Genomic DNA, 25,506 nt, shown 5'->3' with positions numbered 1-25,506 from the left:
GATTGGTACATCCAACCGGCCTCTCAGAACCGGCAGCTCAACGAAATCACCGACGATGACTTGCGTACTTTGTACGCCGGGGAGCACTGCGGTGCCTATCCGTGAGATCGTGAAGCAAGTCTATGACCTTGCCATCGTGCGGGGTGAGGAGATTGACAACCCGGTAGCCGATGCGGGCACCGCGCACCATAACACTCCAACTATGACGTGGAATCGAGGCCGCCGAGCACTTGGATCAATGATGTGCAGATTGGAGTCTCTGCCCACGCAAGCTTCTGATTGCAGCTTCCGACCGAACCACTCGAGCATTCTCAAAATGGCCAGGAGTGCGGTGATGGCGATCACACTGCTCGTCGCCATGGCAGGCTTTGCCCGGACGGCTGATCAGTTGATGCAATGGCGGCTCGAAACTGACAAAATCCGTGCCCTTGCTGAGAACGACGCAACGCGCGCTTACCTTGAGGCGCAGCGGCTGCAGGCAGAAATCCCTGACGGCGCGCTACCGCTGGACCGTGCTCAGGTTTTCAATCTGCTGTCGCGCTGCGAGTTGTATCTCGCACTTCTCGAAAACGCCAGCCAGCACGCCAATGAGGCACTTGTGCTGGCCAAACAGCATAGCGACCCTACAGGGCAAGCGCAGGCCTATCTCAATATCGCCCTGATTGCCGTCAATCAGGGGCGTCTGGAAGCGATGGAGGTCGCAACGTCGAACGCCCTGACGATCCTCGAGGGTACTGATCGGCCAGACCTAGTGGGTGAGGCCATGTTGCGTGCATCCACCATGTATCGCCGCAACGGGCAGTTCGATGCATCGGTGGCGATCGCCACGCAAGCCATGGAGATCGCTCAGCGAAAGGAAGAACCTCTCCCCTTGGCTTATGCACACCAGGGGCTGGCCATTTCGTACGAACTGAGCGGAAACAATACGGAGGCCTTGGATCACTTTTCTCGAATGCTGGAGCAGGCACGCAAGGCGCAATCCCGGCAGCTTGAGGCCTATGCCCTGCTCGGCATCGCAACGACGAACTCCAACCTGGGAAACCACTCCGCTGCAGAACCCTCGGTCAGGCAAGCCATCGCGTTGTTTCGCTCCACAGGCGCGCCATTCAATCTCAATCTCGGTCTCTTCGGACTCGCCAACGTCTTGCGCAAGCAGGGAGACTTGGTGCAATCCGTGGCGCAACTCAATGAAGTTGAGTCCACCTACCGGCGCTATCCCAATCCACTGGGCATGTGGTGGATGCTCCATCTTCGCAGCAGCGACCTTCTCTCCCTGGGCCGCATTTCCGCTGCGACCACTGACGCCGAGGCTGCCCAGGCGCTGGCAAAAAACATCGGACTGCCCCTGTACCTGAGTGAAAGTGCCAAGCGCCGGGCTTCAGTCGCTGCAGCGCGGGGCGAGCACAAGAGGGCTTACGAGCTGTTGCTGGAAGCGGCCTCCATCACCACTGCGGCGGAGCAGAAGAAACTGAGCGAGCGCATGCTGGAATTGGCCGCGCGCTATGAATCCGAAGGTAAGAGACGGCAAATCGACGAGTTGACCCGCGATGCGCAGCAGCACGAACTGGAACACCGTTGGCTTTGGACCATCCTTGCCGCTAGCGCGACCTTGCTCGTGATGGCCGCCTATTTTCTATATCGCCAGTTGCAGTCCCACCGCACGCTGCACGCACTCAACGGGGAGCTTCAACGATCCACCAGCAAGCTGAAGGCGACTTTGGATGCCATGCCGGATCTCCTGTTCGAGCTGGGGGTAGACGGCCGCTACTACGACTACCATTCCCCGCGCACGGACCTGCTCGCAACGCCTGCCGCCGAACTTCTGGGTAGGACAGTGGCCGATGTCTTGCCCCCGCGCGCCGCCCAGGTGTGCCTTGCGGCCCTGCAGGAGGCTCATGAAGCGGGGATTTCAACCGGCCGGCAATTGAGCCTGAAGCTGCCTCATGGCAAGGCTTGGTTTGAACTTTCGGTCGCAAGGAAATCAGTAGGACCGGATCAGGCGCCTCGCTTTATCGTTCTGTCGCGGGATATCACCGAGCGCAAGCGGTTCGAAGCGCGCGAGAAAGTTCGCCTGGAGATTTTTGAGTTGCTCGCGCAGGGGGCTGGCCTCGACGTGGTTCTCGTCCATGTCGCGCAGTATGTGGAGCGGGAGAGGCCTGAGCTGGCGTGCAGCATCGTGCTGCTCGATGGTGACGGCCAGCACCTGTACGCTGGTCGCGTATCCACGGTGCACCATGCGCTTTGGTCCGAACCCATCACGGGCGCCGGGGGCGCCCAGTTGGGGCTCCTGGCCATTGGCGCAAGCCAGGGGGGAGGCCACAGCGGTGTGGACCGAGAACTGGCGCGCGAGGCTAGCCATCTGGCTGCCGGTGTCATCGAGCGTATCCAGATGGAGTCGGCGTTGGCGGCCAGCGAACGGGAATTCAGGACACTTGCGGAAAACACGCCTGACAACGTGGTCCGCTACGACACCCGGTGCCGCAGAACCTACGTGAACGGTGCCATGGCAAAGCTGCTGGGTACCGATGCCGTGGTCCGGCTGGTGGGGGCGACGCCTTCTGAATCGTTCTCCGGAAACTGCCGGGGGGCCGTTGAATACGAGGACAAACTGCGCCGCGTCCTGGCCACCGGTGAGCCCGAAGCCATCGAAGTGACGACCCGCAAAGGAGTAAACCAGGGCAATACCTACAGCGTGCGCCTGGTGGCCGAGCGCGACAGCGAGGGGCAGATCGTGGGCGCGCTCGCGATCGGGCGGGACATCACTGAACACAAGAGAAAGGAAGCCCTGATCGAGGAATCGCGCGACATGCTGCGTGAGCTGGCGGTGCGAGGCGATACCGCGCGCGAGGAAGAGCGCAAGCGCATCGCCCGCGAGATCCATGACGAGCTGGGTCAGATGCTCACGGCCCAGCGGCTGGACATCTCCACACTCAAGCTTCAGTTTGGCAGGGACAACCCGGTTCTTGCGGAGCGCTGCCAGAACCTGAAAGACATCACTGACCACACCATCCAGGTCGTGCGCAGCATCGCATCCGCCCTTCGCCCTGCTAGTCTTGACATGGGGATCACGGCGGCGCTGGAATGGCTCACCGCCGACTTTCGCATGCGCACCGGTCTGGTTTGCGAACTGCTTGCGCGCGAAGAGGACCTGGATTTCAGTGAAGACCAATCGATCGCAGTATTCCGCATCGTCCAGGAATCCCTCACCAACATCGCCCGCCATGCGCAGGCGCGGGCGGTTGAGGTTGCCATCGAAGCCACCGAGGATCGCTATCGCCTGTCGATCCGCGATGATGGCGTGGGATTCGATCCCGAAAGCGTCCGGTCCCGTTCCTTTGGCCTCGTGGGCATCCGCGAACGAGCTTTGATGCTGCATGGGGAGGCCCGCTTCGTCAGTGCCTCAGGAATGGGCACCAGCGTCGAAATCCACATCCCCCGCAGGCTGCCCAAACAATCCATGCCTTGAGCGGGGCGCTGGCCAGCGGAAGCCCAAAGGGCCCTTACACCCCGGAGGGGGGGGCGGCGGGACCCGTTTGTCGGGCTTTGCCGACGATGCTTCCTGCTGCTGCGCAGGGGACCAACCCTTGCGTGCCGCCGCGCATGTGGCAGGCGGCAGCCCAAGGGCTGCGCTGGGCTTGCTCTCCCGGCAGCAGCGGGCAGCTTCTCCCAATGGGCACAGTCTTGTGCGACCTTGCCCGTGCCCTCCGCAATGCATCCCCGTTTCCGTGCCAACCATATCTACAGGGGTCGTGGCTGCAGGAATTTGGTCCCCTCATTCTCCTGCAGCCGGTATCGGATGTGGTAGGTAAAACCTGACACGGCGAATCAGTCAAGCCTGAAGGCATTTGAAGTTGTCGCCGATTTCCCGAATCTAGCAACTGAGAGATGTTACGGGGTGCATCAAACACAGCAGACAAAAGGAGTACCGATGGCCAAGACCATCCTGATCGTGGACGACTCCGCCAGCGTGCGGCAGGTCGTGTCCATCGCGCTCAAACAGGCCGGATACGACGTGATCGAGGCCATTGACGGCATGAACGCGCTGGCCAAGCTGGACGGGCGCAAGCTGCATCTGGTGATCAGCGACGTGAATATGCCGCGCCTGGACGGCATCGGCTTTCTCACGCAGATGAAGGCCAATCCGGCCTATAAGTTCACGCCGGTGATCATGCTCACCACCGAGGCGGGCGAAGCCAAGAAGCAGGAGGGACGGATCGCCGGTGCGAAGGCCTGGGTGGTCAAGCCTTTTCAGCCAGAGCAGCTTCTGGGGGCGGTCGCCAAGCTGGTATTGCCCTGATGGGTGCAGCCATGGACATCACTTCCGAACGAGATGGCGATGCGCAATGCCTGCGCCTGCAGGGGGAGCTGACCATCTACAGCGCGATGGCCGTGAAAGAAGCGCTGGTGGATGCCCTGGTCGATGCCCCCGAACTGGTACTGGACCTGCAGGACGTGATCGAAATCGATACCAGCGGCGTGCAATTGCTCGCCGCCGCCGCGCGCGAGGCCACGGATGCGGGAAAGCGGTTGCGTTTAAGCGGTCCGAGCGCCGCAGTGCGCGGCCTGATCGAACTCTACGATCTGGGTGCCTGGTTCGGCGATTCCCTGGTTCTTGCGGCCGAGCCCCCTGCGCATGAGGGGAGTGAAACATGGGTCTGAACCTGAAAGACGCCCTGCAAACCTTTTTTGCAGAAGCTCGCACGCTCTTGCATGACATGGAGGATGCACTCCTGCGCCTGGAGACGACGGTCGATGACGCCGACGCACTGAACGCAGTGTTTCGCGCCGCCCACACCATCAAGGGTTCGGCCGGGCTATTCGGATTGAATGGAATTGTTGCTTTCACGCATGAAGCCGAAAGCGTGCTTGATCTGGCACGCGCCGGCCGCCTGCCCGTGGACGAGCAGCTGTGCGGCCTGCTGCTGTTGTGCAAGGATCACATGGAGCAGCTTCTGCACGCCGTGGAGAGCTGCGAAGAACTCGCCGCGAATGCGCTCCAGCATGGTGACCTGTTGATTGCGCGCCTGCAACGGTTGCATGGCGCCCATGCGGACGGGGGTGCGCAGACCAGCTCCGCGCCGGCCGCTGTCGGGCAGCCGCAGAGCCACGGCGCAAGTAGCGCAGATGGTGTGGGCAATGCGGATGGGGCAACTGGCAAGCCGCTTGGCAGTGACTGCTGGCACATCTCCTTGCGTTTCGACACCGAGGTTCTGCGCCATGGCATGGACCCGGCTTCGTTCATCCGCTACCTGGGTACTTTTGGCAGCATCGTGCACGTGGTCGCTGTGCTCGACGGGTTGCCGCCACTGGCTGAACTGGACCCGGAGTGCTGCCACATCGGCTTCGAGCTGCAGTTCCGCAGCGATTGCGATAAGGATGCCATCGAGGCCGCGTTCGAGTTCGTGCGTGAGGACTGCCAACTGCGCATCCTGCCCCCCGGAAGCCGCGTGGCCGACTACATCCGCCTGATCCAGGAACTGCCCGAAGACAAGGTGCGGCTCGGAGAGTTGCTCGTCTCCAGCGGCGCGGTAACGCAGCGCGAAGTGCAAGAAGCGCTGCAAGGCCAAGAGCAGCACACGCGCTTGCGCGCCCCGCTGGGCCAGATACTGATCGACGAGCAAGTCGTGCGGCCGGAGGTCGTCGATGCGGCGCTGAACCGGCAAAACGAGGTTCGTGCACGCCAGTCGCAAGAGGCGATGTTCATCCGCGTGCATGCCAACAAGCTCGACAGCCTGATCAACCAGGTCGGCGAGCTCGTCATCGCGGGTGCCGGCGCCGGATTGCTCGCACAGCGCAGCAAGGACGCCGCGCTGCTGGAAGCCATGTCGTTGATGTCGCGTCTGGTCGAAGACGTGCGGGATGGAGCGATGCGGCTGCGCATGGTCGAAATCGGTGAAACATTCAGCCGCTTCCGTCGTGTCGTGCGCGACGTGTCCAAGGAGCTGGGCAAGGACATCACCCTGACCATCAGCGGTGCCGACACGGAGCTCGACAAATCGGTGGTCGAGCGCATCGGCGACCCGCTGACCCATCTTCTGCGCAACGCAATGGACCATGGCATTGAGGCCGCGGACGTACGGACCGCGCGTGGCAAGCCGGCAAACGCCACCGTGGCGCTGAAGGCCTACCACGAAGGAGGCAGCGTGGTCATTGAAGTGGCCGACGACGGTGGTGGCCTGGACCGCGAGCGGATCCTGGCCAAGGCAGTCGCGCGGGGCCTGGTGCCTGCCGACCGGGAGCTTGGTGATGGGGCAGTGTGGAACTTGGTCTTCGAGCCAGGATTTTCCACCGCCGAGCAGGTAAGCAACCTTTCGGGCCGCGGCGTCGGCATGGACGTTGTCAAGCGCGGTATCGATGCGTTGCGCGGCTCGATCGAGATCGAGAGCCGGGCAGGGCAGGGGGCTACCTTCCGCATACGGTTGCCACTGACGATGGCCATCATCGACGGGTTCCTGATGGCCGTGGGCGATACCCATTTTGTGGTTCCCCTGGACGCAGTGCTCGAATGCGTCGAGATCCAACACACCACGGCGGATACCGACCGTGACTATGTGGACCTGCGTGGCGAGGTCCTGCCGCTGTTGCGCCTGCGCCAGCACTTTGGAGTGCCGGGAACTCCAAGCCGCCGGCAGAACATCGTCGTGGTCCACATGGGAGCGCGCAAGGCCGGCCTGGTCGTAGACGTGCTACGGGGTGAATTCCAGGCCGTCCTCAAACCCATGGGCCAACTGTTTTCCCATGTGCATGGATTGGCGGGCTCCACGATCCTGGGGTCCGGCGAAGTCGCGTTGATGCTCGACGTCCCGGCACTGCTGGACCAGGCGGCGCAAGCAAAGGGTGGGGGTGCCTGGCGCCCGTCGGAAGTGACCCATTAATCAAGTGAATCAAGGAGCAGCAAGCATGGGAAAAAATCTGAAGATAGGCACGCGTCTTGGTATTGGCTTTGCACTGGTATTGGTGCTTCTGGGCATGGTCGCGTTCATCGGCATCAGCCGGCTGGGTAATCTCAACCAGGCGTTGACGGTGGTGGTGGAAGATCGGTACGCCAAGGTCGAGATGGTGACCCTGGTTGGCAATCGCACGGACGAGGTAGCCCGGCTCCTGCGCGACCTGATCATCACCACCGATGAGGCCAGCATGACGAGGATCAAGGAGCAGATCGTCGACAGCCGCAAAAAGATCGCGGACCTGCTCGACAAGATGGACAAGGGTATGACCCAGGAAAAGGGCCGCGACCTGCTCAAGGTCACGACGGATGCGCGGGCGCGGTATGGAGTATCGCTGGGTCGTGTGATGGATTTGGCGCTGAAGAACCAGAACGAAGAGGCGATCAAGATTCTCTACGGTGATTTCGCCTTGGACCAGGCTGCTTACTTCAAGGCCCTTGAAAGCATGAGCGAATTCATGGTGCAAACCATGTCCAAGGCGGCCAAAGACGCCGACCAGGAGTACGACGCGGCACGTAGCCTGATGATTGCGCTGGCGGCGGGCGCCGCCCTGATGGGCATTGTCGGGGCCTTCCTGATCACGCGCAGCATTACGCGGCCAGTGGCGCAGGCTGTGGCTGCCGCGGAGCGGCTCGCGGCAGGCGACCTGACCGTGGCCATTGAGGTGAAGTCGCGCGACGAGACCGGCATGTTGCTGGCTGCCATGCAGACGATGGTTGCCAAGCTGACGCAGATCATCGGGGACGTGCGCAGCGCTGCCGATTCCCTGAGCTCTGCGTCCGAGGAGGTCAGTGCCACCGCGCAGACCCTGAGCCAGGGCGCCAGCGAGCAGGCTGCGAGCGTGGAGGAAACTTCCGCATCCATCGAGCAGATGAGCGCCTCCATTTCGCAGAACACCGAAAACGCCAAGGTCACCGACGGCACCGCCGCGAAAGCGGCTGGGGACGCGACGGAAGGTGGCGAAGCCGTCAAGCAGACCGTGGCAGCAATGAAGAGCATAGCCGGAAAGATCGGCATCATCGACGACATCGCCTACCAGACCAACCTGCTGGCGCTCAATGCGGCCATCGAAGCGGCACGGGCAGGAGAGCACGGCAAGGGCTTCGCGGTGGTGGCAGCCGAGGTACGCAAGCTGGCCGAACGCAGCCAAGTGGCCGCGCTGGAAATCAGCGAGCTGGCCTCGGGCAGTGTCGAAAAGGCCGAGACCGCAGGTACGCTGCTGTCCGAAATGGTCCCCAGCATCCGGCGCACATCGGAGCTGGTGCAGGAGATCGCCGCCGCCTCGCAGGAGCAATCCAGTGGCCTGGGCCAGATCAACAGTGCGATGGACCAGCTCAGCCAAGCCACGCAGCAAAACGCTTCGGCGTCCGAAGAACTCGCGGCGACTGCGGAAGAAATGAGTGGCCAGGCCGAGCAGTTGCAGTCCCTGATGCAGTTCTTCGTCCTTGACGGTTCGGCCTCGGAGCGCAGCAAGCCTGCATCGGCCAAGCCCGTGCGTCTGGCCGTCCCGGCGCTGAAGAGCTCGGTGGCGGCGGTCGGCGCAAGCGGCGATTTCGTACGCTTCTGAGAGGCCTGGCCATGAACGCAGTGGTCCAGGCAGCAGGCCAGGCAGCGGCGAAAGACGCTGCCCAGGAGCGCAACCAATACCTCACCTTCATGCTGGGCGGGGAGATCTTCGCCATCGGCATCCTGCACATCAAGGAAATCATCGAGTACGGGCAGCTCACCAGCGTGCCGATGATGCCTGGCTTTATCCGCGGCGTGATCAACCTTCGCGGCGCCGTGGTGCCGGTGATCGACCTGTCCAGGCGATTTGGGGGGGCGGGCAGTGAGATCACCCGCCGCAGCTGCATCGTCATCGTCGAAGCCCATGTCGAAGACGACACGCGCGTACTGGGCGTTGTGGTGGATGCCGTCAACGCGGTGCTGGAGATCAGCGCAAGCGAGATCGAGCCAGCCCCGGCGTTCGGCGCCAAGATCCGCACCGACTTCATTGCCGGAATGGGAAAGATCGGTGACCGCTTTGCGATCCTGCTCGACGTGGACCGGGTGCTGTCGGTCGAGGAAATGGCCGCGTTGTCGGGCGCGGCGGGCGACGCGCGACCGTCGTTCCACGAACCTGTCTGAGTGCTGCTGTCCCGTCCTGGCAGTCCAGGGTGCGCCGCCTCGCAATGGATCCCTGCGCGCCGGTGTTTGCCAAGAGGGCCGAAGAAGCCAAGGCGGCCGACCGCAGCCCCTGCTGGCCCGAAGTGTCGGTCCAGGCCATGGCGGTGATCGGGTAGGTGCAGTAATCACCTGCTCGGCTGCGGCTTGCCGCTACTGAAGATTTTTAAATGAAGCCAATGTGAATGGAACGCACGCATGAGCCTACTGAGCCATTTGTCATTGTCCCGAAAGCTGTCGCTGCTTGCACTGCTCGCCCTGGCGCTGGTCAGCCTTCCGACCGCGCTGTACGTGCAAAAGTCCTTCGAGGTGACCCGCCAGGCCGTGCAAGAGGCACATGGTATTGAACCCATAGAAGCCCTGCTCAAGGTGGTGCAACTGGCGCAGCAGCACCGTGGTATGTCATCCGGCGTGCTGGGCGGCAAGCAAGCGATGCGTGAGCCACGCCAGGCAAAGGCCGCCGAAGTGAACCGCGCGATCGAGGTGGTGGACGGCCATCTGAAGGCCGGGCAGGTTCCGGCGGCGCTGCTGCCCGCATGGCAACAGGCCAAGGACCAGTGGCGCATCCTGGAAAGCCAGGTCGGGCAAGCGTCCATCAGCGGTGAGCAGAGCCTGGCGCTGCACGCCCAATTGGTGGGAGTCTGCCTGCAGTTCGAAGACGTACTGCTTGATCACTTCGAGATATCTCTGGACCCGGTCTTTGAAACCTACTATTTGCACGTGGGTGCCCTGGTCTATCTGCCGGAGACGGCCGAACTGCTGGGGCAGATGCGGGCCAGTGGCGCACTGATGCTGTCGCAAGGCAAGCTCGAACCCGAGGACCGCGCGGCCCTGTCCGGGCTGACGGGGCAGGTGGTGGGGCGCTTTGCAAAAATGGTTCGTGCCTTCGAAAAAGTCAGTTCGGCCAGTCCTACCTTCAAGGCGGGGCTGGATGCGCCGCTGGCCATGTTGCGTCCCCAGCTCGACCAGGTGCTGGCGCTGACCGACAAGCAACTGGTGCACACGACGGAACTGAACTATCCCGCAGCCGACTACATCGCGGCCTACACCCGGGTGATCGATGGCCTGTTTGCTTTCAACGTGACCGCCACCAACCTGCTCTCCTCGGAGCTGACGGCAAGGCGCGATGGCGGGCAGCGGGACGTGGCGCTGATGCTGGCAGCGCTGGCGGCCTTGCTGGGGGTTGGTGGCGTGCTCGCGGTCCGGACGGTACGCAGCATCACGGGCCCGCTGCGCCAGGCCATCGGCGTGGCGCAGGCGGTGGCGCAGGGAGATCTGAACGTGGAGATCCCTGCACACAGTGCCAATGACGAAGTAGGCAAGCTGCTGCAGGCCCTGGGCGCGATGCAGTCCAACCTAGCGACCATTGCGCGCGGCGTGCGCGCCAATGCAGAGAGCGTCTCGATTGCCTCCTCAGAAATCGCCCAGGCCAACGACGACCTGAGCGCACGCACCGAAAGGCAGGCCAGCGTGCTGGAGAGCACCGCCTCCTCGATGGAGCAGTTGGGCTCCGCAGTGCGCCAGAACGCCGACAACGCACAGCAGGCCAACCGGCTGGCGCTGGGCGCCTCCAGTGTGGCGGTCAAAGGTGGCGTGGTGGTCGAGCAGGTGGTCGACACGATGCGGGGGATCAATGACAGTTCCAGGAAGATCGCCGAGATCATTGCGGTGATCGATGGCATTGCTTTCCAGACCAATATCCTCGCGCTCAATGCGGCGGTGGAGGCTGCGCGGGCCGGCGAGCAAGGGCGTGGCTTTGCCGTGGTGGCGGCCGAAGTGCGAGGGCTGGCACAGCGCAGTGCCAACGCGGCCAAGGAGATTAAGGGCCTGATCACGGCCAGCGTGACGCGCGTAGAACAAGGCTCGGAACTGGTCGATCAGGCAGGCGAAACGATGCGCGAGATCGTCGGCGCGATCCAGCGCGTGACGGACATCATGGGGGAGATCAGTGCAGCCAGCAGCGAGCAGACCAAAGGGGTTGAGCAGGTGGGAGCCGCCGTCAACCAGATGGACCAAACCACCCAGCAAAACGCCGCGCTGGTGGAGCAAGGTGCGGCCGCTGCACAGGGCCTGAAGGCGCAGGCGCTCCAGTTGGTCGAGGCGATGGCGGTATTCAAGCTCTCGGGATCGCAGCAGGCCTGGGCCGTGGCCGAGGCCACCCGCAGGCAAGCCAGCCCGGGGGCGCCAGCCGCAACCCCGTCGATTGCTTGGCGCGCAAGCGCCCCCCCTGTTTCAAGGAGTCGATAACCCATGCTCGACAACATCAAGCTGAGCGTCAAGCTCTACTGTGGGGCCTTGGTTTTTGTGCTGCTGCTGGCCACGGGTGCAACGCTGATCTGGTCGGCGATGAATGGACTGGAGCGCAACGTTGAGACCTTCGCTGGCGACCAGTGGCCCAAAGTCAAGCTGTCGCACCAGATCATCACGAACGTCCATGAAAGCACGGAAGAGGCGTTTGCCTTGATGTATGTGAACGATCCCCGGGAGATCCGGGAGGTGGCGGCGCGTCTGGGCGAACGCACCAAGGCGGTCGACGGCTATTACCAGGCGCTCGAACAGAGCATGAAAAGCGATGAAGAAAGGGTGCTGCTGGAGGACATGGTGGAGGCGCGCAAGGCGCTGCAGGCCAGTTTTCGGGTCGGCCTGGGCCTGCTTCTGGCAGGCAAACGCGACGAAGCCCAGACCCTGCTGACCTCGAAGGCATTGCCGCTGCAAAGACGGTACGTCGACGCCGTCAACGCCAGCATCCTCTGGGAGGAGCGCAAATTCGAGCGTACGACGCAGGCGCATCGCACCGAAGTGGGTACCGTGCGCAGGTCGTTGCTGTTGACGACGCTGCTGGCCATTGCGATCGCCCTGGTTGCTGCGCATCTTCTGACACGCAGCATCGTGGGCCCGCTGGCCAGCGCGGTAGCGGTCTGCCGCCGCGTCGCCGATGGGGACCTGACGGTGAAGCTGCGCACGGGTGGCCGAGATGAAGTGGGGCAACTGCTGCTCGCATTGCAGCAGATGGTGACAAAGCTGTCGCAGGTCATTGGCCAGGCGCGCACCTCGGAGCAGGCGTTGTCCCATGCCTCTGAGCAACTGTCAATAACGGCCCAGTCCCTGTCGGGCTCGTCGCTGGCCCAGGTGGGCCAGGCAGATGAGACCAGCACGGCGGTGCACGAGATGCTGGCCAGCATCCACCAGAACTCCGACAACGCCCGGGTCACTGACGAGATTGCTGCACGGGCCGCGCAAGAAGCTGCCGAGGGCGGCGCAGCGGTCCGTGACACGGTCGAGGCAATGCAGCAGATTGCCGCCAAAGTCAGCGTCATCGACGACATCGCCTACCAGACCAATCTGCTGGCCTTGAACGCGGCGATTGAGGCGGCGCGCGCAGGGCAAAACGGCAGGAGCTTTGCCGTGGTGGCGTTGGAGGTGCGCAAGCTCGCCGAACGTAGCCAGGTGGCGGCACAGGAGATCGGAGGCCTGGCCAGCGCATCGGTGGCCAAGGCTGAACGCGCCGGGGTGTTGCTGGACAACATGGTGCCCACTATCAAACAGACGTCCGAGCTGGTGCAGCAGATCGCCGGTGCGTCGCGTGCGCAATCGGTCGGGGTGGAGCAGATCACCAGGGCCATGGCGCAACTGCATGCGGCGACCCAGCAGAACGCAGGTACCTATGAGGAACTGGCCACCACCGCTGACGAGATGGACACCCAGGCCAAAGAGCTCCAGCAGCTCAGCGGGTACTTCACGGTGCCACCGGCGGGTGTGGCTACGGTGCCGGGGCACGTGTCGGCCCGGCGGGCCCGGCCGGCGCAGGCACCGGCAGGCAGCAAGATCGCGTTGCGCACCGGCTGATCCATGAATGCATCGATCATGACCATCAGTGATGGTGAATTTGTCCGATTTCAGCAGCTGATCCTGCGCTGCGCAGGCATCAGTCTGACTGCATCCAAGAAGGCACTGGTGGCGGGCCGCCTGGCCAAGCGTCTGAAGCACCATGGCCTGTCCACCTACGCAGACTATTACAGGCTGCTGTCCACGCGCGACGACGAAATGCAGATGGCGATAGACCTGCTCACTACCAATGAGACCTACTTCTATCGCGAGCCCAAGCACTTCGACTGGCTGCGTGATCGCGTGCTGCCGGCGCATCCGCAGGGCCGACCGCTCAGGGTCTGGAGCGCTGCCTGCTCAAGCGGCGAAGAACCCTACACCCTTGCCATGCTGCTGGGCGAGCAGTGGGGCGAGCGCGCATGGGAGGTTTTCGGTTCGGACATCAGCTCCCGTGTGCTGGACAAGGCCCGCAGCGGCCTGTACCCGCTGCAGGGCGCGCGCGGCGTGACGCCAGCGATGCTGCGCAGCCATTGCCTCAAGGGCGTGGGTGCCCAGGACGGGTGGTTCCTGATCGATCCCGCGCTTCGACAGCGTGTGCATTTTGCACAGATCAACCTCAACGAGACATTGCCGGAGGTAGGCGAGTTCGACGTCATCTTCCTGCGCAATGTGATGATCTATTTCCAGGCCGAGACCAAGCGCCAGGTTGTGTCCCGGCTCCTGGCGAAGCTGCGCAGGGGCGGCACGTTCATCATCGGGCATTCCGAAAGCCTCAACGGTATTGCCGACGGATTGGAACTGCAAGCGCCTTCGGTGTACCGCAAACCGTGACGGGGTCTGATCCAGCGTGAGGAAGCCGCCCCACATCATCGAGATCTTCCTGCAGCCAGGGGAGCTGTGGTTCGGCGACCGCCATACGCGCGTGCGCACGATCCTGGGTTCATGCGTGGCGGCAACGCTCTGGCACCCGGACTTGCTGGTGGGCGGCATGTGCCATTACATGCTGGCCGCGCGGCCTGGGGTGGGAGGGCCGCAGCCGGATGGGCGCTATGGAGACGAGGCACTGGCCGTGCTTGCGGAGCAGGTGCGGGCCACGGGACGACCGGTGCACGAATTCGAGGCCAAGCTGTTCGGTGGGGGAAACATGTTTGCGCACGCCGCGCGCCCAGGCACCGGTGCCGCCCTGCGTGTATCCGATGCGAACGTAGTGGCCGGGCGTGCGCTGCTGCAGCGCCACGGTTTCCAGCTCAAGGCTGAGCATGTCGGGGGGGATGGCCACCGCGAAGTATTTCTCGATCTGTGGAGCGGGCACGCCTGGGTCAAACATTCGGCGCCGAGCGCCTGCGGGGGGCTCCCCGCGGCTGAGACGGCAGCGCAGAAAAGGAATCTGTGAAGCAACGTCTCGCACTACTGGATTTCGCGCTCAATCAGGTGCACGAGGCGGTTTATCTGATAGACCAGCATGGCCGCATTCAGTATGTGAACGATGAAGCCTGCCGTGCATTGGATTATGCACGCGAAGAACTGCTGGGTCTCACGGTGGCGGACCTTGACCCGGACTGGCCGCTGGCGCGTTGGGTTGTTGCCTGGGCCAGCTTCCGCTCGCAACGCCCCGTCACGATGGAGACTACACACCGCAAGCGGGACGGGAGCCTGTTTCCGGTCGAGATCACTGCCAGCTATTTCGAATACCGGGGCGCCGACTACAAACTCGCGCTGGCGCGCGACATCACTGAACGCAGGCGGACCGAAGGCCTGTTGCGCCAGCGCGAACAGGCCTTCCGCACCCTGGTGGAGCACGTGCCTGACATCGTCATGCGCTACGACCAGCACTGCAGCCGCGTGTATGTCAACCCGGCCTACGAACGAGAAATCGGCATGGCAGCTCCCCAGGCGCTTCAAGCCGGGCACGACCCGCTGTGGTGGGGCGACCTGCCGGTGGAGGACTGCAAGGCGGTGCTGCGCAAGGTGATGCAGACCGGTGTCGCCATGCAGCTGTGCGTGGCGTGGCGGGATACCCAGGGGCAGGCCGTGCAATACCAGCTCCACGTGGTGGCGGAACCCGACCTGGAAGGCGTGGTCTGCGGTGCGCTCGCCATTGGCCGCAACATCACCCCCTTGAAGGACGCTGAACGCCGGCTGGAAGCCTCCCATGTCCAATTGCGTGAACTGGCGGCGCATGCAGATTTGGCGCGGGAAGAGGAGCGCAAGCACATCGCACGCGAATTACACGATGAACTGGGCCAGTACCTGTCTGCGCTGCGGATGCAGATATCGGTGCTTCGGATGCGATTTGGGCAGGACAACCCCGCCGTGGTAGAAATAGCCGAGAGCATGCTGACCTTGGTGGACCGGGTCATCTGGGTCGTGCGCGACTTGGTGTCCAGCCTGCGTCCGGCGGTGCTGGACATGGGGATCGGCTCCGCGCTGGAATGGCTTGGCGACGAATTCACCAGGCACACCGCGGTTGCCTGTCGCGTCTCCCTTGATGAGGCCGCCCTCGAAATCGACGCGGACCAGACCATCATTGTCTTTCGCATGATCCAGGAGTCGCTGACCAACATCACCCGGCATGCGCACGCGAGCCGGGTGGAAATAGGGTTGGTGCGCCGCCGCGATGCGTACGTGCTGAGCGTGCGCGACAACGGCAGGGGCTTCGATCCCGCACAGCAGAAACCCGACTCCTTCGGCCTGCTTGGCTTGCGCGAGCGGGCGCAGATGCTCCATGGCCACCTGGACATCCGCAGCAGTTGCAACGCCGGCACCTCGATCTCCGTCACCTTTCCGATGGGGGGAGGGAAGAACTTGCGTGCCAAAGCGGCCGGCGAAGGCGCGCAGAGGGCTGCCTGGAGCCCGCTACGCCGTGTAGGGGAAGCCTGACAGGATGAATCGGATAAGCCTGAATTTATTTGCAATGGTTCCCGATTTCCAGAAAAGGCCGTCCGACCGAAGGTACGGGGTATGAGAAGCCAGGTTTCCAATCACATTGTTTCAGCGGTGCCGCGCGCAGCTGCATGGGTTTCGCCGCTGTGCGCACTGCTGGCGGGGCTGCTGGCTGCGGGCACGGGTCCGTCCTTGACCTCGTTTTTGCTCGCAGGGATGCTGGCCGTCGTGGCGCTGTGGTTGACCTGGCGCAGCGCGCCCGCACCACAGGCCTCGGTGGCAACGCCTGGCATTGTCGGGCTGGAAGAACTGTGCCTGCAGGTGCTGCCGATCTGGAACGCGCAGATCGAATCTTCGCGCGCGCAGACCGAGCAAGCCATCGTCGGCTTGTCATCCCGCTTCTCCGCCATCTGCGAGCGCCTGGAGGCTACTGCCGATCTTTCCCACCAGGGTGTGGGTGAGCAGGGGGTGGTGTCGGTGCTGGGCACGAGCCGGGAGGCGCTGAGCGGCCTGGCTGCCGAAATCCGCAATTCGGCCGATGGCAAGAGCGAGGTGCTCGGCACCATCGACCAGCTGGCCGGCGTCGGGCGCGAGCTCAAGGAGATGGCCGCCGAGGTCGCCTCCATCGCGCACCAGACCAACCTGCTGGCCATCAATGCAGCGATCCAGGCGGCGCACGCTGGCGAGGCCGGCCGGGGCTTTGCGGTGGTGGCGCAGGAAGTGCGCATGCTGTCCAACCGGTCGGCCGCCACCGGCCGGCAGATTGCCGCACGTGTCGAGTCTGTCGATGCTGCCATGCAGGCCATCCTGGTGGCGGTGCAGGGGTACGTGGCGCACGATGTGCAGATGGTCGCCCAGTCCGAGAGCGCCATCGGGCAAGTGCTGGGCGAGTTTGAGCGTGTGACGGGCTCCTTGAGCGGCAGCACAGCGCTGCTGCAGCGCGAAAGCGAGACCCTGCGCGTCGAGATCGCTCAGGTGCTGGTCGAACTGCAGTTCCAGGACCGTGTCAGCCAGATCCTGTGCCACGTGATGCAGGATGCCGAGCGGCTGCACATGGTGCTGGCCGACGCGGTCGCGCGTGGACAGGCTGGCGAGGTGGCTGATCCGATGGACGCAACTGCGTGGCTTGAAGCGCTGCGCAGCACCTACACGACACCTGAACAATTGCGCCTGCACGGTGGCGGCACACCAGCGCCCGGCGCGGCGGCGGCCGCCAGCGACATTACGTTCTTCTGACGCGGCCGCGATATGAAGCCCGTGCGCGTGATCATCGTCGACGACTCTGCTACCGTGCGGCAGGTAGTTGCCGCCGTCCTCGGCGCTGCACAGGGCATTGAAGTGATGGCGGTAGCCTCCGACCCCCTGTTCGCGTTGGGCAAGATGCAGCGCGACTGGCCAGACGTGGTACTGCTGGACGTGGAGATGCCGCGCATGGACGGCATCACCTTCCTGAAGAAGATCATGGCCATGCGGCCGACACCGGTTGTGATCTGCTCCACGCTGACCCAGGCGGGAACCGCGACGGCCATGGAGGCGCTGTCAGCCGGTGCCGTGAGCATCGTGACCAAGCCCCGTCTGGGGCTCAAACAATTCTTGCTGGATTCCGGAGAAGATATCGTCAGTGCGGTGCGGGCGGCCGCACAGGCGCGTGTACGCCGGCCGCTGCCCTCGGCTGCGGTGGCTGCCGTGCCCCCGGCCTTGCCGATGGGGCCGGCCCACGACACGCAGATGCGCGCCATGCACGAAACCACCGACAAGGTGGTCGCACTGGGGGCTTCGACCGGCGGTACACAGGCCCTGGAGGCGGTGTTGAGTGCGTTGCCGCGGGTGTGTCCTGGCATTGTGGTGGTGCAGCACATGCCTGAGAAGTTCACTGCGGCGTTTGCCGCACGGCTGGATGCCGTTTGCGAAGTCGAGGTGCGCGAGGCCAGGAGTGGCGACCGCGTGCTGCCCGGGCGGGTGCTGATTGCGCCAGGCGGGCACCACATGCAACTCGTGCGCAGTGGCGCGCAGTACCAGGTTGCGGTGCTCGATGGCCCGCCAGTTAACCGCCACCGGCCTTCGGTCGATGTGCTGTTCCGTTCTGTTGCGCGCTACGCAGGTGCCAATGCCCTGGGCGTGCTGATGACCGGCATGGGCGATGACGGTGCCCGCGGACTAAAGGCCATGCGGGATGCAGGTGCCACGACATTGGCGCAAGACGAGGCCAGCAGCGTGGTCTACGGCATGCCCAAGGAGGCGGTGAAGCTTGGTGCGGCGCAGCGCAGTGTGCCGCTGGGCGCGATTTCGCTGGAGGTCGCGCGGTTCGGCGCACGGTAAGCAGCATGATCCACTTGTTGATCGCCGATGATCATGCAGCCGTACGCCAGGGGTTGAGACTGTTGTTCGAGCTGGTCGACGATGTTGTCGTCGCTGCGGAAGCGGTAGACGGTGACGAAGCGTTGCAGGCAGTGGAGCGTGGTGGGATCGACCTGGCCTTGATCGATTTGAGCATGCCCGGTCTTAGTGGGGTGGAACTGATCGAGAAGATCCATGTGTTTAACGCACGCCTGCCCATCGTGGTTTTGAGCATGCACAGCGAGCTTCAGGTGATTCAGCGTGCCCTGGTTGCCGGTGCCAGTAGGTACCTGGTTAAAGGCTGTGACAGTGAGGAAATCGTTGACACGGTGCGGCGCTTGTGCCGGCCTGCGAGGCAAGCAGGTTGACGGGGCAGAGCACTACGTAGAATTTTGCAGCGCAATTCAATCCGTATCGGCTCCCGGAACGGAGCGTTCTGATGACCAAAAATAAGCAAGAGTAGGAGATAGATGATGGTTCGTATTTTGGTCGCCGACGACCATGCACTGGTACGGCAGGGATTGCGCCAGGTGCTTGCGACGACGCCAGATCTGAGCCTGGTGGATGAGGCCAAAAATGCATGGGAAGTGATCGAGCGTGTGCGCCAGGGCGGCTTCGATGTGTTGCTGCTCGACATGAGCATGCCGGGCCCCAGTGGGGTGGAGCTGATCCGGCGCGTGCGCAGTGAGGCGCCACGTGTCCATGTGCTCGTGCTCTCAATGCATGCGGACGTGCAGATTGCTTCCCGGGCGATCAAGGCGGGTGCCAGCGGCTATCTGACCAAGGACAGCGAACCTGAAGTTCTGATTGATGCTATCCGAAAGGTGGGAAGCGGGGGCAATTTCATTGATCCCTCTTTGGCGACACGCCTGATCTTCGAGAGCGGGAGCACGTCCAACGAGGCTCCGCACTCCAGCTTGTCCAACCGCGAGTACCAGGTTTTCCTCGCGCTCGTGCACGGCCGAGGCCTGGTGGATATTGCGGAGGAGCTGCGGCTTTCTCCTAAGACGGTGAGCACGCACAAGTTTCGGTTGATGCAGAAACTGGGGGTTGACAGTGTCAGCGACCTTGTCCGCTATGCCATGCGCCAGGGTTTGACGGAATGACGGAAATCCATTCCTTCGATGCTGGGCAGCGACAGGAGCCAGTGGCAGTGGTGCTTGGCTCCAAAGAGGTGGCACGCTGTGTGCTGGAGCATTCGCCGGATGGCATTGCACTGTACGACCTGGCGCTGCGCTGCGTCTACGCCAATCCCCGTTTTGAGCAACTCGCTGGACTCGCTCCATCGCAGTACCTGGAGAAAATGCCCAGTGAATTGTTCAGGATTGTTCGCGCTGAAGTAGATCTGAGCCAGTGGGGGTGCGGACAAAAACTTGGACTACCAGGAGGTAGTTCATGTATTCCTACGAAGACAGAATCCGAGCAGTTGAGCTCTACATCAAACTGGACAAGCGCACCGGTGCCACTATCCGCCAGTTGGGATAGCCAAGAACTTATCCACAACGTGAGCGTGAAGCTCACGAACCAGGGTGGGTCAGATCGAGATGGAAATGGTGGGTTACGGTTGCATGGAAATCAACAGGTTGCGGTCATACAGTGTCCGCCTGCAACTGAGCACTATCTTCCAAGAGCAGTCATCTACAGCAGCGGCCGAGTATCGAGCATGCTTGACACGGACTAAGAGGATCACGAGTGAACGAATACATACTTTTGATGCATCAGGACGCTCCCGACACGGAAGCCGCCGACGACTCGAAATGCTGGGCGCAGTACATTGCAAAGCTCCGCAGCACCGGCCAATTCGATGGGGGTAGCTCGATAGGACGTGGAGAGCGCCTCAGGAAAAATCATTCGGGTCAACCGACCGACAATGATCTCGGCGGCTTCATCCGAGTGCGTGCAGCCAGCCTCGAAAGCGCCAAAGAGTTTTTGGCAGGCAATCCAGTATACGAGGCTGGCGGCACGGTGGAGATCCGAGAGCTGCCCCAAACCTAGTGGTACAGGTGCCGCAATACGGGGGCCGCTTTGGGGCCCTGGCTGCCGCTGATGCGATGGCTGTCATCGGCCAGGAGCGGATGTTCGCCGCCTTGCCCTATAGGAAAAAATTCAGCATGCGAATCCTTCTCGTCTCGACGGTCGCCGTGTTACAGATATTGATTCTCTGCGCAGTTCTTTGGTATGGCTACTTTGGTTTGTATTGGATAGTGGGTAGGTTGAGCACTCCAAGCTTGGGACTGGCGTTGATTAGCGCACCACTCTGTATGTTGGCTGCATTCGCGCTCACTTTTCGGCTGTTCCTGTTCGGACTCAGTTGGACCATCGATTTTGCAGAGCGGCTACATCTGCTCAAAAACGAAGATTCGGACGTTTGATGCGGCCGCGATATGAACCATAGTCGCGCATCTGGCGTTTCATAGGAACGTACGGCAGGTATGGGCGGAATTTCGGTCTCTTACCCGCCCGAGGCCTGTTGAAACGCGATCAGATACCCATTGCAATCGGTGACGGCAAATTCTCTGCTTCCATAGGGCATGTCCTGTAGAGGCCAGGCAACGGACGTTTTGTCTTTGATGACAGAAAAATATCGGTCCACATCCGCGACTGCGAGGTAAATCGTTCCTGAAAAGATGGGATTTGTGCGCCACAAATCTCGGTCCGTGAAAATGAGGCGGGCGCCATACTTTGAGACGGTGATCGTGCTGTCGGCAGTCGAGGCGGTGCTGAATCTAAGCACAGATTCGTAGAAGTTTTTCGTCCGCTCGATATCAAAGCATCGCAACAAAATAGACAAACTCATGTTCACTCCAAGAAGCAATGTCCGACGCCAAATTCTGCCCCACGTTGAAGGAAGCTAGCAGACCCAACGCGGTCAATCGCGAAACTTGCGGCTTGAAACGCTGACCGAGTTCCCATCAGGATCTTTTGTGTTGGCGAATGCGTAGCCGTTTGCTTGATGGATGGCCCCAAAGACAACGCCCTTTGCCCTGGCGGCCTCGACGAACTTTTGCACATCCGTCACCGCAAATGACATCTTCATGGCGGCGGAGCCAAGCCTGAGACTTTTGGCGGCTTGATGGATCAGTATCTCGGCGCCGCCCGCAATCGGGCGAAGCTCGATAAGTCCCTCACTGACTTCGCCGCTCGTCTCGTAGCCAAAGTTTTCGCTGTAAAACAGGGCGGTGCGATGCATGTCCTTCGCATAGACGATGACGGTGCTAAGTGCGATAGTCATGAAGATCAGATGTCTTGTTGAGCGCGGAAGTGTATTGACCTTCCGCTCCTGGCCGACAGTACGCGTTCAACGACGAAGCGTGGATGACAGTAACCGCTGCTATGCAGCCGTCGAGTGGGCTGCCTTGGGGTATCAAAGCAGCTTGGCGGCGGGATTGTCCTTGGACGGGCGGTAGTACCCCACAACGCTGGCCACACTTCGATGGCCGGTCATCGCCATGGTGTCCGCAAGCGGAACCTTCTGCACTGCAGCCTCGGTAACAAATCCAGACCTCAGCGAGTGCGCAGAAAACACCTCCGGCAACCCCGCAAGTTTTGCGCGCTCGCGAACAATATCTCTCACGGCGGCAGGGGAGAGGGGTTCACCAAGGTGACCGCCTTTCCTGACCTGTCTGAATACTGCACCGTCCACGATGCCCGAAGCTGTCAACCAAGCCTGCAGAGCTTCACCCGCAATGCCCTCCAGCGGTTTCACATTCTCCGGCCGATCGGCCGCAGTCTGGTTGCTCTTCGAGTAGGCGAGGGTGTAGGTGAAGCTGCCTGGCCCCAAGCGGTGAAGACTCTTCATCGTTGCGCTCGTCACTTCGGACCGGCGGCGACCGCCCGATGCCCAGGCAAAGAGGAGGAGGGCGCGGTCACGGATGCCCTTGAGTGATTCATCACAGGTGTCCAGGATGGCTATCAATGGGTCCTTGGTCAGTGCATCCTTCTTCTGAGGAAGAGCGCCACGTTTACCGTAGGCCCGGCGTGTCTTGGCCAACAACTCGCGGACTTTGGGATCCTGGCACGGGTTTTTCAACTCTCGGAGCTGGTGAGCCTTGGACAGCACAGCAATCCGGTGGATCAAGGTGTTGAGCGCCATCGGGCCTGGCTTGCCTTTGAATCCCGCATCCACCAGCGCTTGGTCAATTGCAGGCGGTAGCTCGTGAGCCAGGCCATCGGCGGTCGTTCGCTGCGCGTGATCCACGATGAACTGCAGGACGGCGTTCGCCGGGAGTGGCAACGTGATGGCCTGCCCATACCGAACCCCAAACCAAGCAGCCCAGTAGCGCAGCGCGGAGCGGTAGCTCGCCAGCGTGTTCGCGGACTCTCCCTCGCGCATCAATTCTTCCACGGCCTGCGCAGTCACCTGCGACAGGGAAGACGGCTCCAGCGAGGGAACATTTCTCAGAGATGGCAGGCGCATGTCAAAACCAAGGTCGGGACAGGAATATTTCCACAAACAATACATATGATGTATTGTTTACAACTAATTATGATGATAGATCGCGATAAGCATCGATTATCGTAGGTAAAAATTGGATGGAGTAGGGCGATGCAGTCAAAAATTGTTCGAGGTCCGCGCGGTGTGCAAACGGATGAGGTTTGGGCAGCCGCAGACGCCGTCCTCAGCTTGGGCGAACGGCCGACGATTGAGCGCGTGCGCCAACAGCTCGGCCGTGGCTCCCCAAATACAGTGGGGCCGATGCTTGATGGTTGGTATGGCTCTCTGGCCAAGCGGCTGCAGTCGCCGGTAGATGCAGTTGAGCAAGACGATCGCGCCGAAGTCCCCTTGCCCGCCCCAGTTGTCAGGGCTGCAAAAGCCATCTGGGGCAGGGCCCTCCAGCATGCTGATGAGCGTGTGACGGCTCAATTCACCGAAGCTCGCAAAGAGCTGAGCGTGCGAGCTGAGGCGCTACGCCATGCGCAAGACGTCCTGGTACAGGAAACACAGCGGTTGGTCGATCGCAGCGAAGCTTATGACTTGGCTATGCAGGCCAGGGATGCGCAGATCGCCGAAATGGGCCGTCTGGTCCAGGAACTGCAGCAGCAACTTGCGGGAAACCAGGAAATGCTGGCCGCGTCACGCTCTGAGAGCAAGCAACTTCGCTTGGCAGCGGATGCAGAGCGTCGGCGCCAGGAAGCAAAGGAAGTTGAACACCGGGGCGAACGCACGCGCCTGGAAGAGCGTGCTCAGGCTCAGGAACGCAGACTCAATGCAGAGGTGGATCGAGCGCGCCAAGAATCTAAGCGGCTGGCGCTCAAATTGGAGGGCGACGCCCGTGAATCTGCCAAGTCCTTGTCGGCCTCGCTGGAGAAAGTTCGGGAGCTGGAGGCCCTCGTGGGGACACTGCAGGCTGAGAGAGCAAGTTTGGTCACAGACCTGCAGGCCGCCAGAGATGAGACGAAAGACCTGCGGGCAAAGCTAGAGCGGCGCAGTAATGAGATGTTCGCCGTCCTCAGCGAACTGCGCGATCGTTTGCCAACGATCCCGAGCAATGAACCGGTGCAGCCCACCGCCAAAACCCGCAAAACGCGAACTAGAACTAGCAACCACTCAGCTTAATCGTGGACAAGAGTTGTGGGGTACATGGAGCGAACTCAATCAGTGAGATTCGGCGGCCGCGATTGCCAAGATGCGTTCCGCAGGTACGCCTTGTTCAATTGCAGAACGTGGGGTCTGGCCGTCCAAACCCAGCGCTGGCGCCTCTAGAAAGGCGAGCACCTGCCAGCCATCTGCGGCTCCAAGAGCCGAAGCCACAAGCTGCAGCATAGGCCACATTTGGTGTTCAAACTGCCAACGCGGCAGTCTATACCCGCCGTCTGGAATCGAAATTCCTATGCAGCGCTGCGACTCGACCCAGGCGTTGACCCTCACCAGGCTAACGCCAAGCAGGCTAGCTGCTTCGTCAGTTGAGATCATGTCGGCAGCTTCCATTCGATCTCGGCGGAATTTTTCACCAGCACTTAGAAACGCGGCCGACTCGGCGGCTGACGTGTAGGGACCCGACGAAACAGTCGCAGCATATTGAAAATTGTTATTAGGTACCAGGGTGGCAACCTTATTCATATGTTCTTGCGAGCTCTTGGGGCAGTGCGGAGAGTCAGCTAGCGTTCGAGAGGATGTCGGACCAGTTGCTTTTACCACACTATTGCCGTGTTCGATCCGGAAATATGCTCGCGAAACGCGATATTGTTGCTTAATTCAAACGATTACATGCGGTAGCGAAATTAGCATAAAGAAGCAAAAAAGTGCATATATGCAATTAATTTCTAGCCGCACATAGCATATTTGCACTCAGTCACTTTGCAAATATATATTTATTTGAGGGTTAACCCTTAATTTGATAGCCGGGCGCGTTTGAGGAAGGCACGGATCAATGAAATTAATAATACCCAGAGGCTGACATGGATGCCTTTGTTGTGTACAGCTTACCTCTAATTGGATATGCTGAAGGATATCTAGCTGAGACAGGAACTACATGCGCGCTATAGCGCATTGCGTGCAGAAATCACACTACTATGACGCTGTGAAAATTATCACCCTTTGCGCTACGAAATGAATTTTGCAGGAGGCGCGATGAAGTACCGTACTGACGAGTTTTCTTCTAAGGCAAGTACCAGCACAAGACTAGGTGTTCGAATGAGAAGCCAGCTCGCGGATGCCTATAAAGCACGAGGACATTCAACTGGAAAAATCTGGTATCAATACAGCGCCAAGGCTCGCCGCGATATTGCATTTGGGTCAGAAATTGATTACCTACACTTTCTCTACGTCGAATCATCGTTTGACGTTATTCAGGTTGATTGCACGCCAGAATTAAAGGTGCAGCGAGCCGTTGGCAGAAGTTTCGTAGAATACATTAATGCTGAGATCCTGGTGGCAAATAGTGATGTGGTATGGCGCCATGTGTGCTCAGCCAATAAAACGGAAAGTGCACGCTCCAGACAAAGCCAATTGCAAGTCCTCCTTCAGAACTGCGACATGCCAGATGGTGCGCCAACACCACGTGTGGAAATTCTTACCCATGAGGACATGCTTGCCGCGCCACAGCGGATTCGGAATTGGCACTCTGTAGCTGCCTGGCTTGCAGCAGGCCGTGATTGGGCCTTGACCGAGGAGCAATTAGAGGTGGCTGCTTTGATCCGTTCTAAGAAACGGGTGGAGTTCCAAGAAGTGCTTGGGCTCGGTAAAGGTACGGACCGAGACGATCTCTACGGAGTTGCGATATTCCGTTCCATGCAGGCTGGCGCATATAGCAGCAACCTTTTCGATGTGCCCTTCTCAATGCGCACATTTTTCTCCGAAAAACAAGGTTCCGTATGAATCGCAGGCGCCTCACTTTCAAGACTATCTCGC

The 25,506-nt window shown here is 61.3% G+C and carries 23 protein-coding genes and 1 pseudogene; 20 read left to right on the top strand and 4 right to left on the bottom strand.

The window, feature by feature from the left end; genetic code table 11:
• Positions 1 to 334: 334 nt before the first annotated feature.
• From IB243_RS04010 to IB243_RS03925, 18 genes and pseudogenes are all read left to right on the top strand, one after another.
• Entirely contained in the window at positions 335 to 3,466 is a 3,132-nt protein-coding gene (locus IB243_RS04010) for a PAS domain-containing protein (protein ID WP_192425120.1), read from the top strand.
• A gap of 462 nt (positions 3,467 to 3,928) precedes the next feature.
• Complete coding sequence (locus tag IB243_RS04005; RefSeq protein WP_192425118.1) at positions 3,929 to 4,297, top strand: response regulator; 369 nt, start codon at positions 3,929 to 3,931, stop codon at positions 4,295 to 4,297.
• An 11-nt stretch (positions 4,298 to 4,308) separates the two neighbouring features.
• The gene (locus IB243_RS04000; protein WP_192425116.1) at positions 4,309 to 4,659 is read left to right on the top strand and encodes a lipid asymmetry maintenance protein MlaB; all 351 of its coding nucleotides are present in this window, start codon (positions 4,309 to 4,311) and stop codon (positions 4,657 to 4,659) included.
• A complete protein-coding gene (locus tag IB243_RS03995) occupies positions 4,650 to 6,875 on the top strand; it encodes a chemotaxis protein CheA (protein WP_192425114.1) in 2,226 nt (741 codons plus the stop codon). The genes IB243_RS04000 and IB243_RS03995 overlap by 10 nt, the downstream gene beginning before the upstream one ends.
• 25 nt (positions 6,876 to 6,900) lie before the next feature.
• Positions 6,901 to 8,514 carry a methyl-accepting chemotaxis protein gene (locus IB243_RS03990; RefSeq protein ID WP_192425113.1) on the top strand — a complete coding sequence of 538 codons (1,614 nt, stop codon included), beginning with the start codon at positions 6,901 to 6,903 and terminating at the stop codon, positions 8,512 to 8,514.
• Between the two features lie 11 nt (positions 8,515 to 8,525).
• Entirely contained in the window at positions 8,526 to 9,074 is a 549-nt protein-coding gene (locus tag IB243_RS03985; protein ID WP_192425111.1) for a chemotaxis protein CheW, read from the top strand.
• A 234-nt stretch (positions 9,075 to 9,308) separates the two neighbouring features.
• The gene (locus IB243_RS27345; protein WP_192425109.1) at positions 9,309 to 11,357 is read left to right on the top strand and encodes a methyl-accepting chemotaxis protein; all 2,049 of its coding nucleotides are present in this window, start codon (positions 9,309 to 9,311) and stop codon (positions 11,355 to 11,357) included.
• Between the two features lie 3 nt (positions 11,358 to 11,360).
• Complete coding sequence (locus tag IB243_RS03975) at positions 11,361 to 12,956, top strand: methyl-accepting chemotaxis protein (RefSeq protein ID WP_192425107.1); 1,596 nt, start codon at positions 11,361 to 11,363, stop codon at positions 12,954 to 12,956.
• Positions 12,957 to 12,959: 3 nt separating this feature from the next.
• On the top strand, positions 12,960 to 13,766 hold the full coding sequence (locus tag IB243_RS03970; RefSeq protein WP_192425105.1) for a protein-glutamate O-methyltransferase CheR: 807 nt from the start codon (positions 12,960 to 12,962) through the stop codon (positions 13,764 to 13,766).
• Positions 13,767 to 13,782: 16 nt separating this feature from the next.
• Positions 13,783 to 14,328: a chemotaxis protein CheD gene (locus IB243_RS03965; protein WP_192425103.1), complete on the top strand. Its 546-nt coding sequence runs from the start codon at positions 13,783 to 13,785 to the stop codon at positions 14,326 to 14,328.
• Positions 14,325 to 15,815: a PAS domain-containing sensor histidine kinase gene (locus IB243_RS03960; RefSeq protein ID WP_192425101.1), complete on the top strand. Its 1,491-nt coding sequence runs from the start codon at positions 14,325 to 14,327 to the stop codon at positions 15,813 to 15,815. Before IB243_RS03965 ends, IB243_RS03960 begins: the two co-directional genes overlap by 4 nt.
• An 81-nt stretch (positions 15,816 to 15,896) precedes the next feature.
• Positions 15,897 to 17,054: a methyl-accepting chemotaxis protein gene (locus IB243_RS03955; RefSeq protein ID WP_192425099.1), complete on the top strand. Its 1,158-nt coding sequence runs from the start codon at positions 15,897 to 15,899 to the stop codon at positions 17,052 to 17,054.
• 12 nt (positions 17,055 to 17,066) lie between these two features.
• The gene (locus IB243_RS03950) at positions 17,067 to 18,137 is read left to right on the top strand and encodes a chemotaxis response regulator protein-glutamate methylesterase (protein WP_192425097.1); all 1,071 of its coding nucleotides are present in this window, start codon (positions 17,067 to 17,069) and stop codon (positions 18,135 to 18,137) included.
• A gap of 5 nt (positions 18,138 to 18,142) precedes the next feature.
• The gene (locus IB243_RS03945) at positions 18,143 to 18,523 is read left to right on the top strand and encodes a response regulator transcription factor (protein ID WP_192425095.1); all 381 of its coding nucleotides are present in this window, start codon (positions 18,143 to 18,145) and stop codon (positions 18,521 to 18,523) included.
• A 105-nt stretch (positions 18,524 to 18,628) separates the two neighbouring features.
• Positions 18,629 to 19,261 carry a response regulator transcription factor gene (locus tag IB243_RS03940; protein WP_192425400.1) on the top strand — a complete coding sequence of 211 codons (633 nt, stop codon included), beginning with the start codon at positions 18,629 to 18,631 and terminating at the stop codon, positions 19,259 to 19,261.
• Positions 19,258 to 19,491 (top strand): annotated as a pseudogene (locus tag IB243_RS27055) (PAS domain-containing protein); the annotation flags it as partial. The gene IB243_RS03940 and the pseudogene IB243_RS27055, both read left to right, overlap by 4 nt.
• Before the next feature lie 356 nt (positions 19,492 to 19,847).
• Complete coding sequence (locus tag IB243_RS03930; RefSeq protein WP_057271056.1) at positions 19,848 to 20,150, top strand: YciI family protein; 303 nt, start codon at positions 19,848 to 19,850, stop codon at positions 20,148 to 20,150.
• Positions 20,151 to 20,206: 56 nt separating this feature from the next.
• Positions 20,207 to 20,527: a hypothetical protein gene (locus IB243_RS03925; protein ID WP_192425091.1), complete on the top strand. Its 321-nt coding sequence runs from the start codon at positions 20,207 to 20,209 to the stop codon at positions 20,525 to 20,527.
• Positions 20,528 to 20,607: 80 nt separating this feature from the next.
• Here the strand turns inward: IB243_RS03925 and IB243_RS03920 are convergent, their stop codons facing one another.
• The 3 genes from IB243_RS03920 to IB243_RS03910 form a co-directional block, all read right to left on the bottom strand.
• The gene (locus tag IB243_RS03920) at positions 20,608 to 20,952 is read right to left on the bottom strand and encodes a VOC family protein (RefSeq protein ID WP_192425088.1); all 345 of its coding nucleotides are present in this window, start codon (positions 20,950 to 20,952) and stop codon (positions 20,608 to 20,610) included.
• Positions 20,953 to 21,024: 72 nt separating this feature from the next.
• Entirely contained in the window at positions 21,025 to 21,387 is a 363-nt protein-coding gene (locus IB243_RS03915; RefSeq protein ID WP_192425086.1) for a VOC family protein, read from the bottom strand.
• A gap of 132 nt (positions 21,388 to 21,519) precedes the next feature.
• Positions 21,520 to 22,572 (bottom strand): site-specific integrase, encoded by a 1,053-nt coding sequence (locus IB243_RS03910; RefSeq protein ID WP_192425084.1) that lies wholly within the window; start codon positions 22,570 to 22,572, stop codon positions 21,520 to 21,522.
• A gap of 129 nt (positions 22,573 to 22,701) precedes the next feature.
• Here IB243_RS03910 and IB243_RS03905 point away from each other — a divergent pair, with 129 nt between their 5' ends.
• Entirely contained in the window at positions 22,702 to 23,712 is a 1,011-nt protein-coding gene (locus IB243_RS03905) for a DNA-binding protein (RefSeq protein WP_192425082.1), read from the top strand.
• Positions 23,713 to 23,751: 39 nt separating this feature from the next.
• Here IB243_RS03905 and IB243_RS03900 read toward each other — a convergent pair whose 3' ends face one another.
• Positions 23,752 to 24,216, bottom strand: a complete 465-nt coding sequence (locus IB243_RS03900) for a hypothetical protein (protein WP_192425080.1) — start codon at positions 24,214 to 24,216, stop codon at positions 23,752 to 23,754.
• A gap of 510 nt (positions 24,217 to 24,726) precedes the next feature.
• Between IB243_RS03900 and IB243_RS03895 the strand changes: the two genes are divergently transcribed.
• Positions 24,727 to 25,473 (top strand): hypothetical protein, encoded by a 747-nt coding sequence (locus IB243_RS03895; RefSeq protein WP_192425078.1) that lies wholly within the window; start codon positions 24,727 to 24,729, stop codon positions 25,471 to 25,473.
• The last annotated feature ends 33 nt before the right edge of the window (positions 25,474 to 25,506 follow it).

This window comes from Acidovorax sp. ACV01, assembly GCF_014851495.1.
GTDB classification, from domain to species: Bacteria; Pseudomonadota; Gammaproteobacteria; order Burkholderiales; family Burkholderiaceae_C; genus Acidovorax; species Acidovorax radicis.
The sequence above is the reverse complement of the archived record's forward strand: the minus strand, read 5'-3'. Positions and strand labels throughout refer to the sequence as shown.

Coding starts and splice junctions, on each gene's coding strand:
- IB243_RS03920 (WP_192425088.1), bottom strand. CDS start 20,952: ATGAGTTTGTCTATTTTGTTGCGATGCTTTGATATCGAGCGGACGAAA.
- IB243_RS03925 (WP_192425091.1), top strand. CDS start 20,207: ATGGCTGTCATCGGCCAGGAGCGGATGTTCGCCGCCTTGCCCTATAGG.
- IB243_RS03945 (WP_192425095.1), top strand. CDS start 18,143: ATGATCCACTTGTTGATCGCCGATGATCATGCAGCCGTACGCCAGGGG.
- IB243_RS27345 (WP_192425109.1), top strand. CDS start 9,309: ATGAGCCTACTGAGCCATTTGTCATTGTCCCGAAAGCTGTCGCTGCTT.
- IB243_RS03905 (WP_192425082.1), top strand. CDS start 22,702: ATGCAGTCAAAAATTGTTCGAGGTCCGCGCGGTGTGCAAACGGATGAG.
- IB243_RS03895 (WP_192425078.1), top strand. CDS start 24,727: ATGAAGTACCGTACTGACGAGTTTTCTTCTAAGGCAAGTACCAGCACA.
- IB243_RS04005 (WP_192425118.1), top strand. CDS start 3,929: ATGGCCAAGACCATCCTGATCGTGGACGACTCCGCCAGCGTGCGGCAG.
- IB243_RS03985 (WP_192425111.1), top strand. CDS start 8,526: ATGAACGCAGTGGTCCAGGCAGCAGGCCAGGCAGCGGCGAAAGACGCT.
- IB243_RS03950 (WP_192425097.1), top strand. CDS start 17,067: ATGAAGCCCGTGCGCGTGATCATCGTCGACGACTCTGCTACCGTGCGG.
- IB243_RS03970 (WP_192425105.1), top strand. CDS start 12,960: ATGAATGCATCGATCATGACCATCAGTGATGGTGAATTTGTCCGATTT.
- IB243_RS03955 (WP_192425099.1), top strand. CDS start 15,897: ATGAGAAGCCAGGTTTCCAATCACATTGTTTCAGCGGTGCCGCGCGCA.
- IB243_RS03990 (WP_192425113.1), top strand. CDS start 6,901: ATGGGAAAAAATCTGAAGATAGGCACGCGTCTTGGTATTGGCTTTGCA.
- IB243_RS03900 (WP_192425080.1), bottom strand. CDS start 24,216: ATGAATAAGGTTGCCACCCTGGTACCTAATAACAATTTTCAATATGCT.
- IB243_RS04010 (WP_192425120.1), top strand. CDS start 335: ATGGCGATCACACTGCTCGTCGCCATGGCAGGCTTTGCCCGGACGGCT.
- IB243_RS03915 (WP_192425086.1), bottom strand. CDS start 21,387: ATGACTATCGCACTTAGCACCGTCATCGTCTATGCGAAGGACATGCAT.
- IB243_RS03910 (WP_192425084.1), bottom strand. CDS start 22,572: ATGCGCCTGCCATCTCTGAGAAATGTTCCCTCGCTGGAGCCGTCTTCC.
- IB243_RS04000 (WP_192425116.1), top strand. CDS start 4,309: ATGGACATCACTTCCGAACGAGATGGCGATGCGCAATGCCTGCGCCTG.
- IB243_RS03940 (WP_192425400.1), top strand. CDS start 18,629: ATGGTTCGTATTTTGGTCGCCGACGACCATGCACTGGTACGGCAGGGA.
- IB243_RS03975 (WP_192425107.1), top strand. CDS start 11,361: ATGCTCGACAACATCAAGCTGAGCGTCAAGCTCTACTGTGGGGCCTTG.
- IB243_RS03995 (WP_192425114.1), top strand. CDS start 4,650: ATGGGTCTGAACCTGAAAGACGCCCTGCAAACCTTTTTTGCAGAAGCT.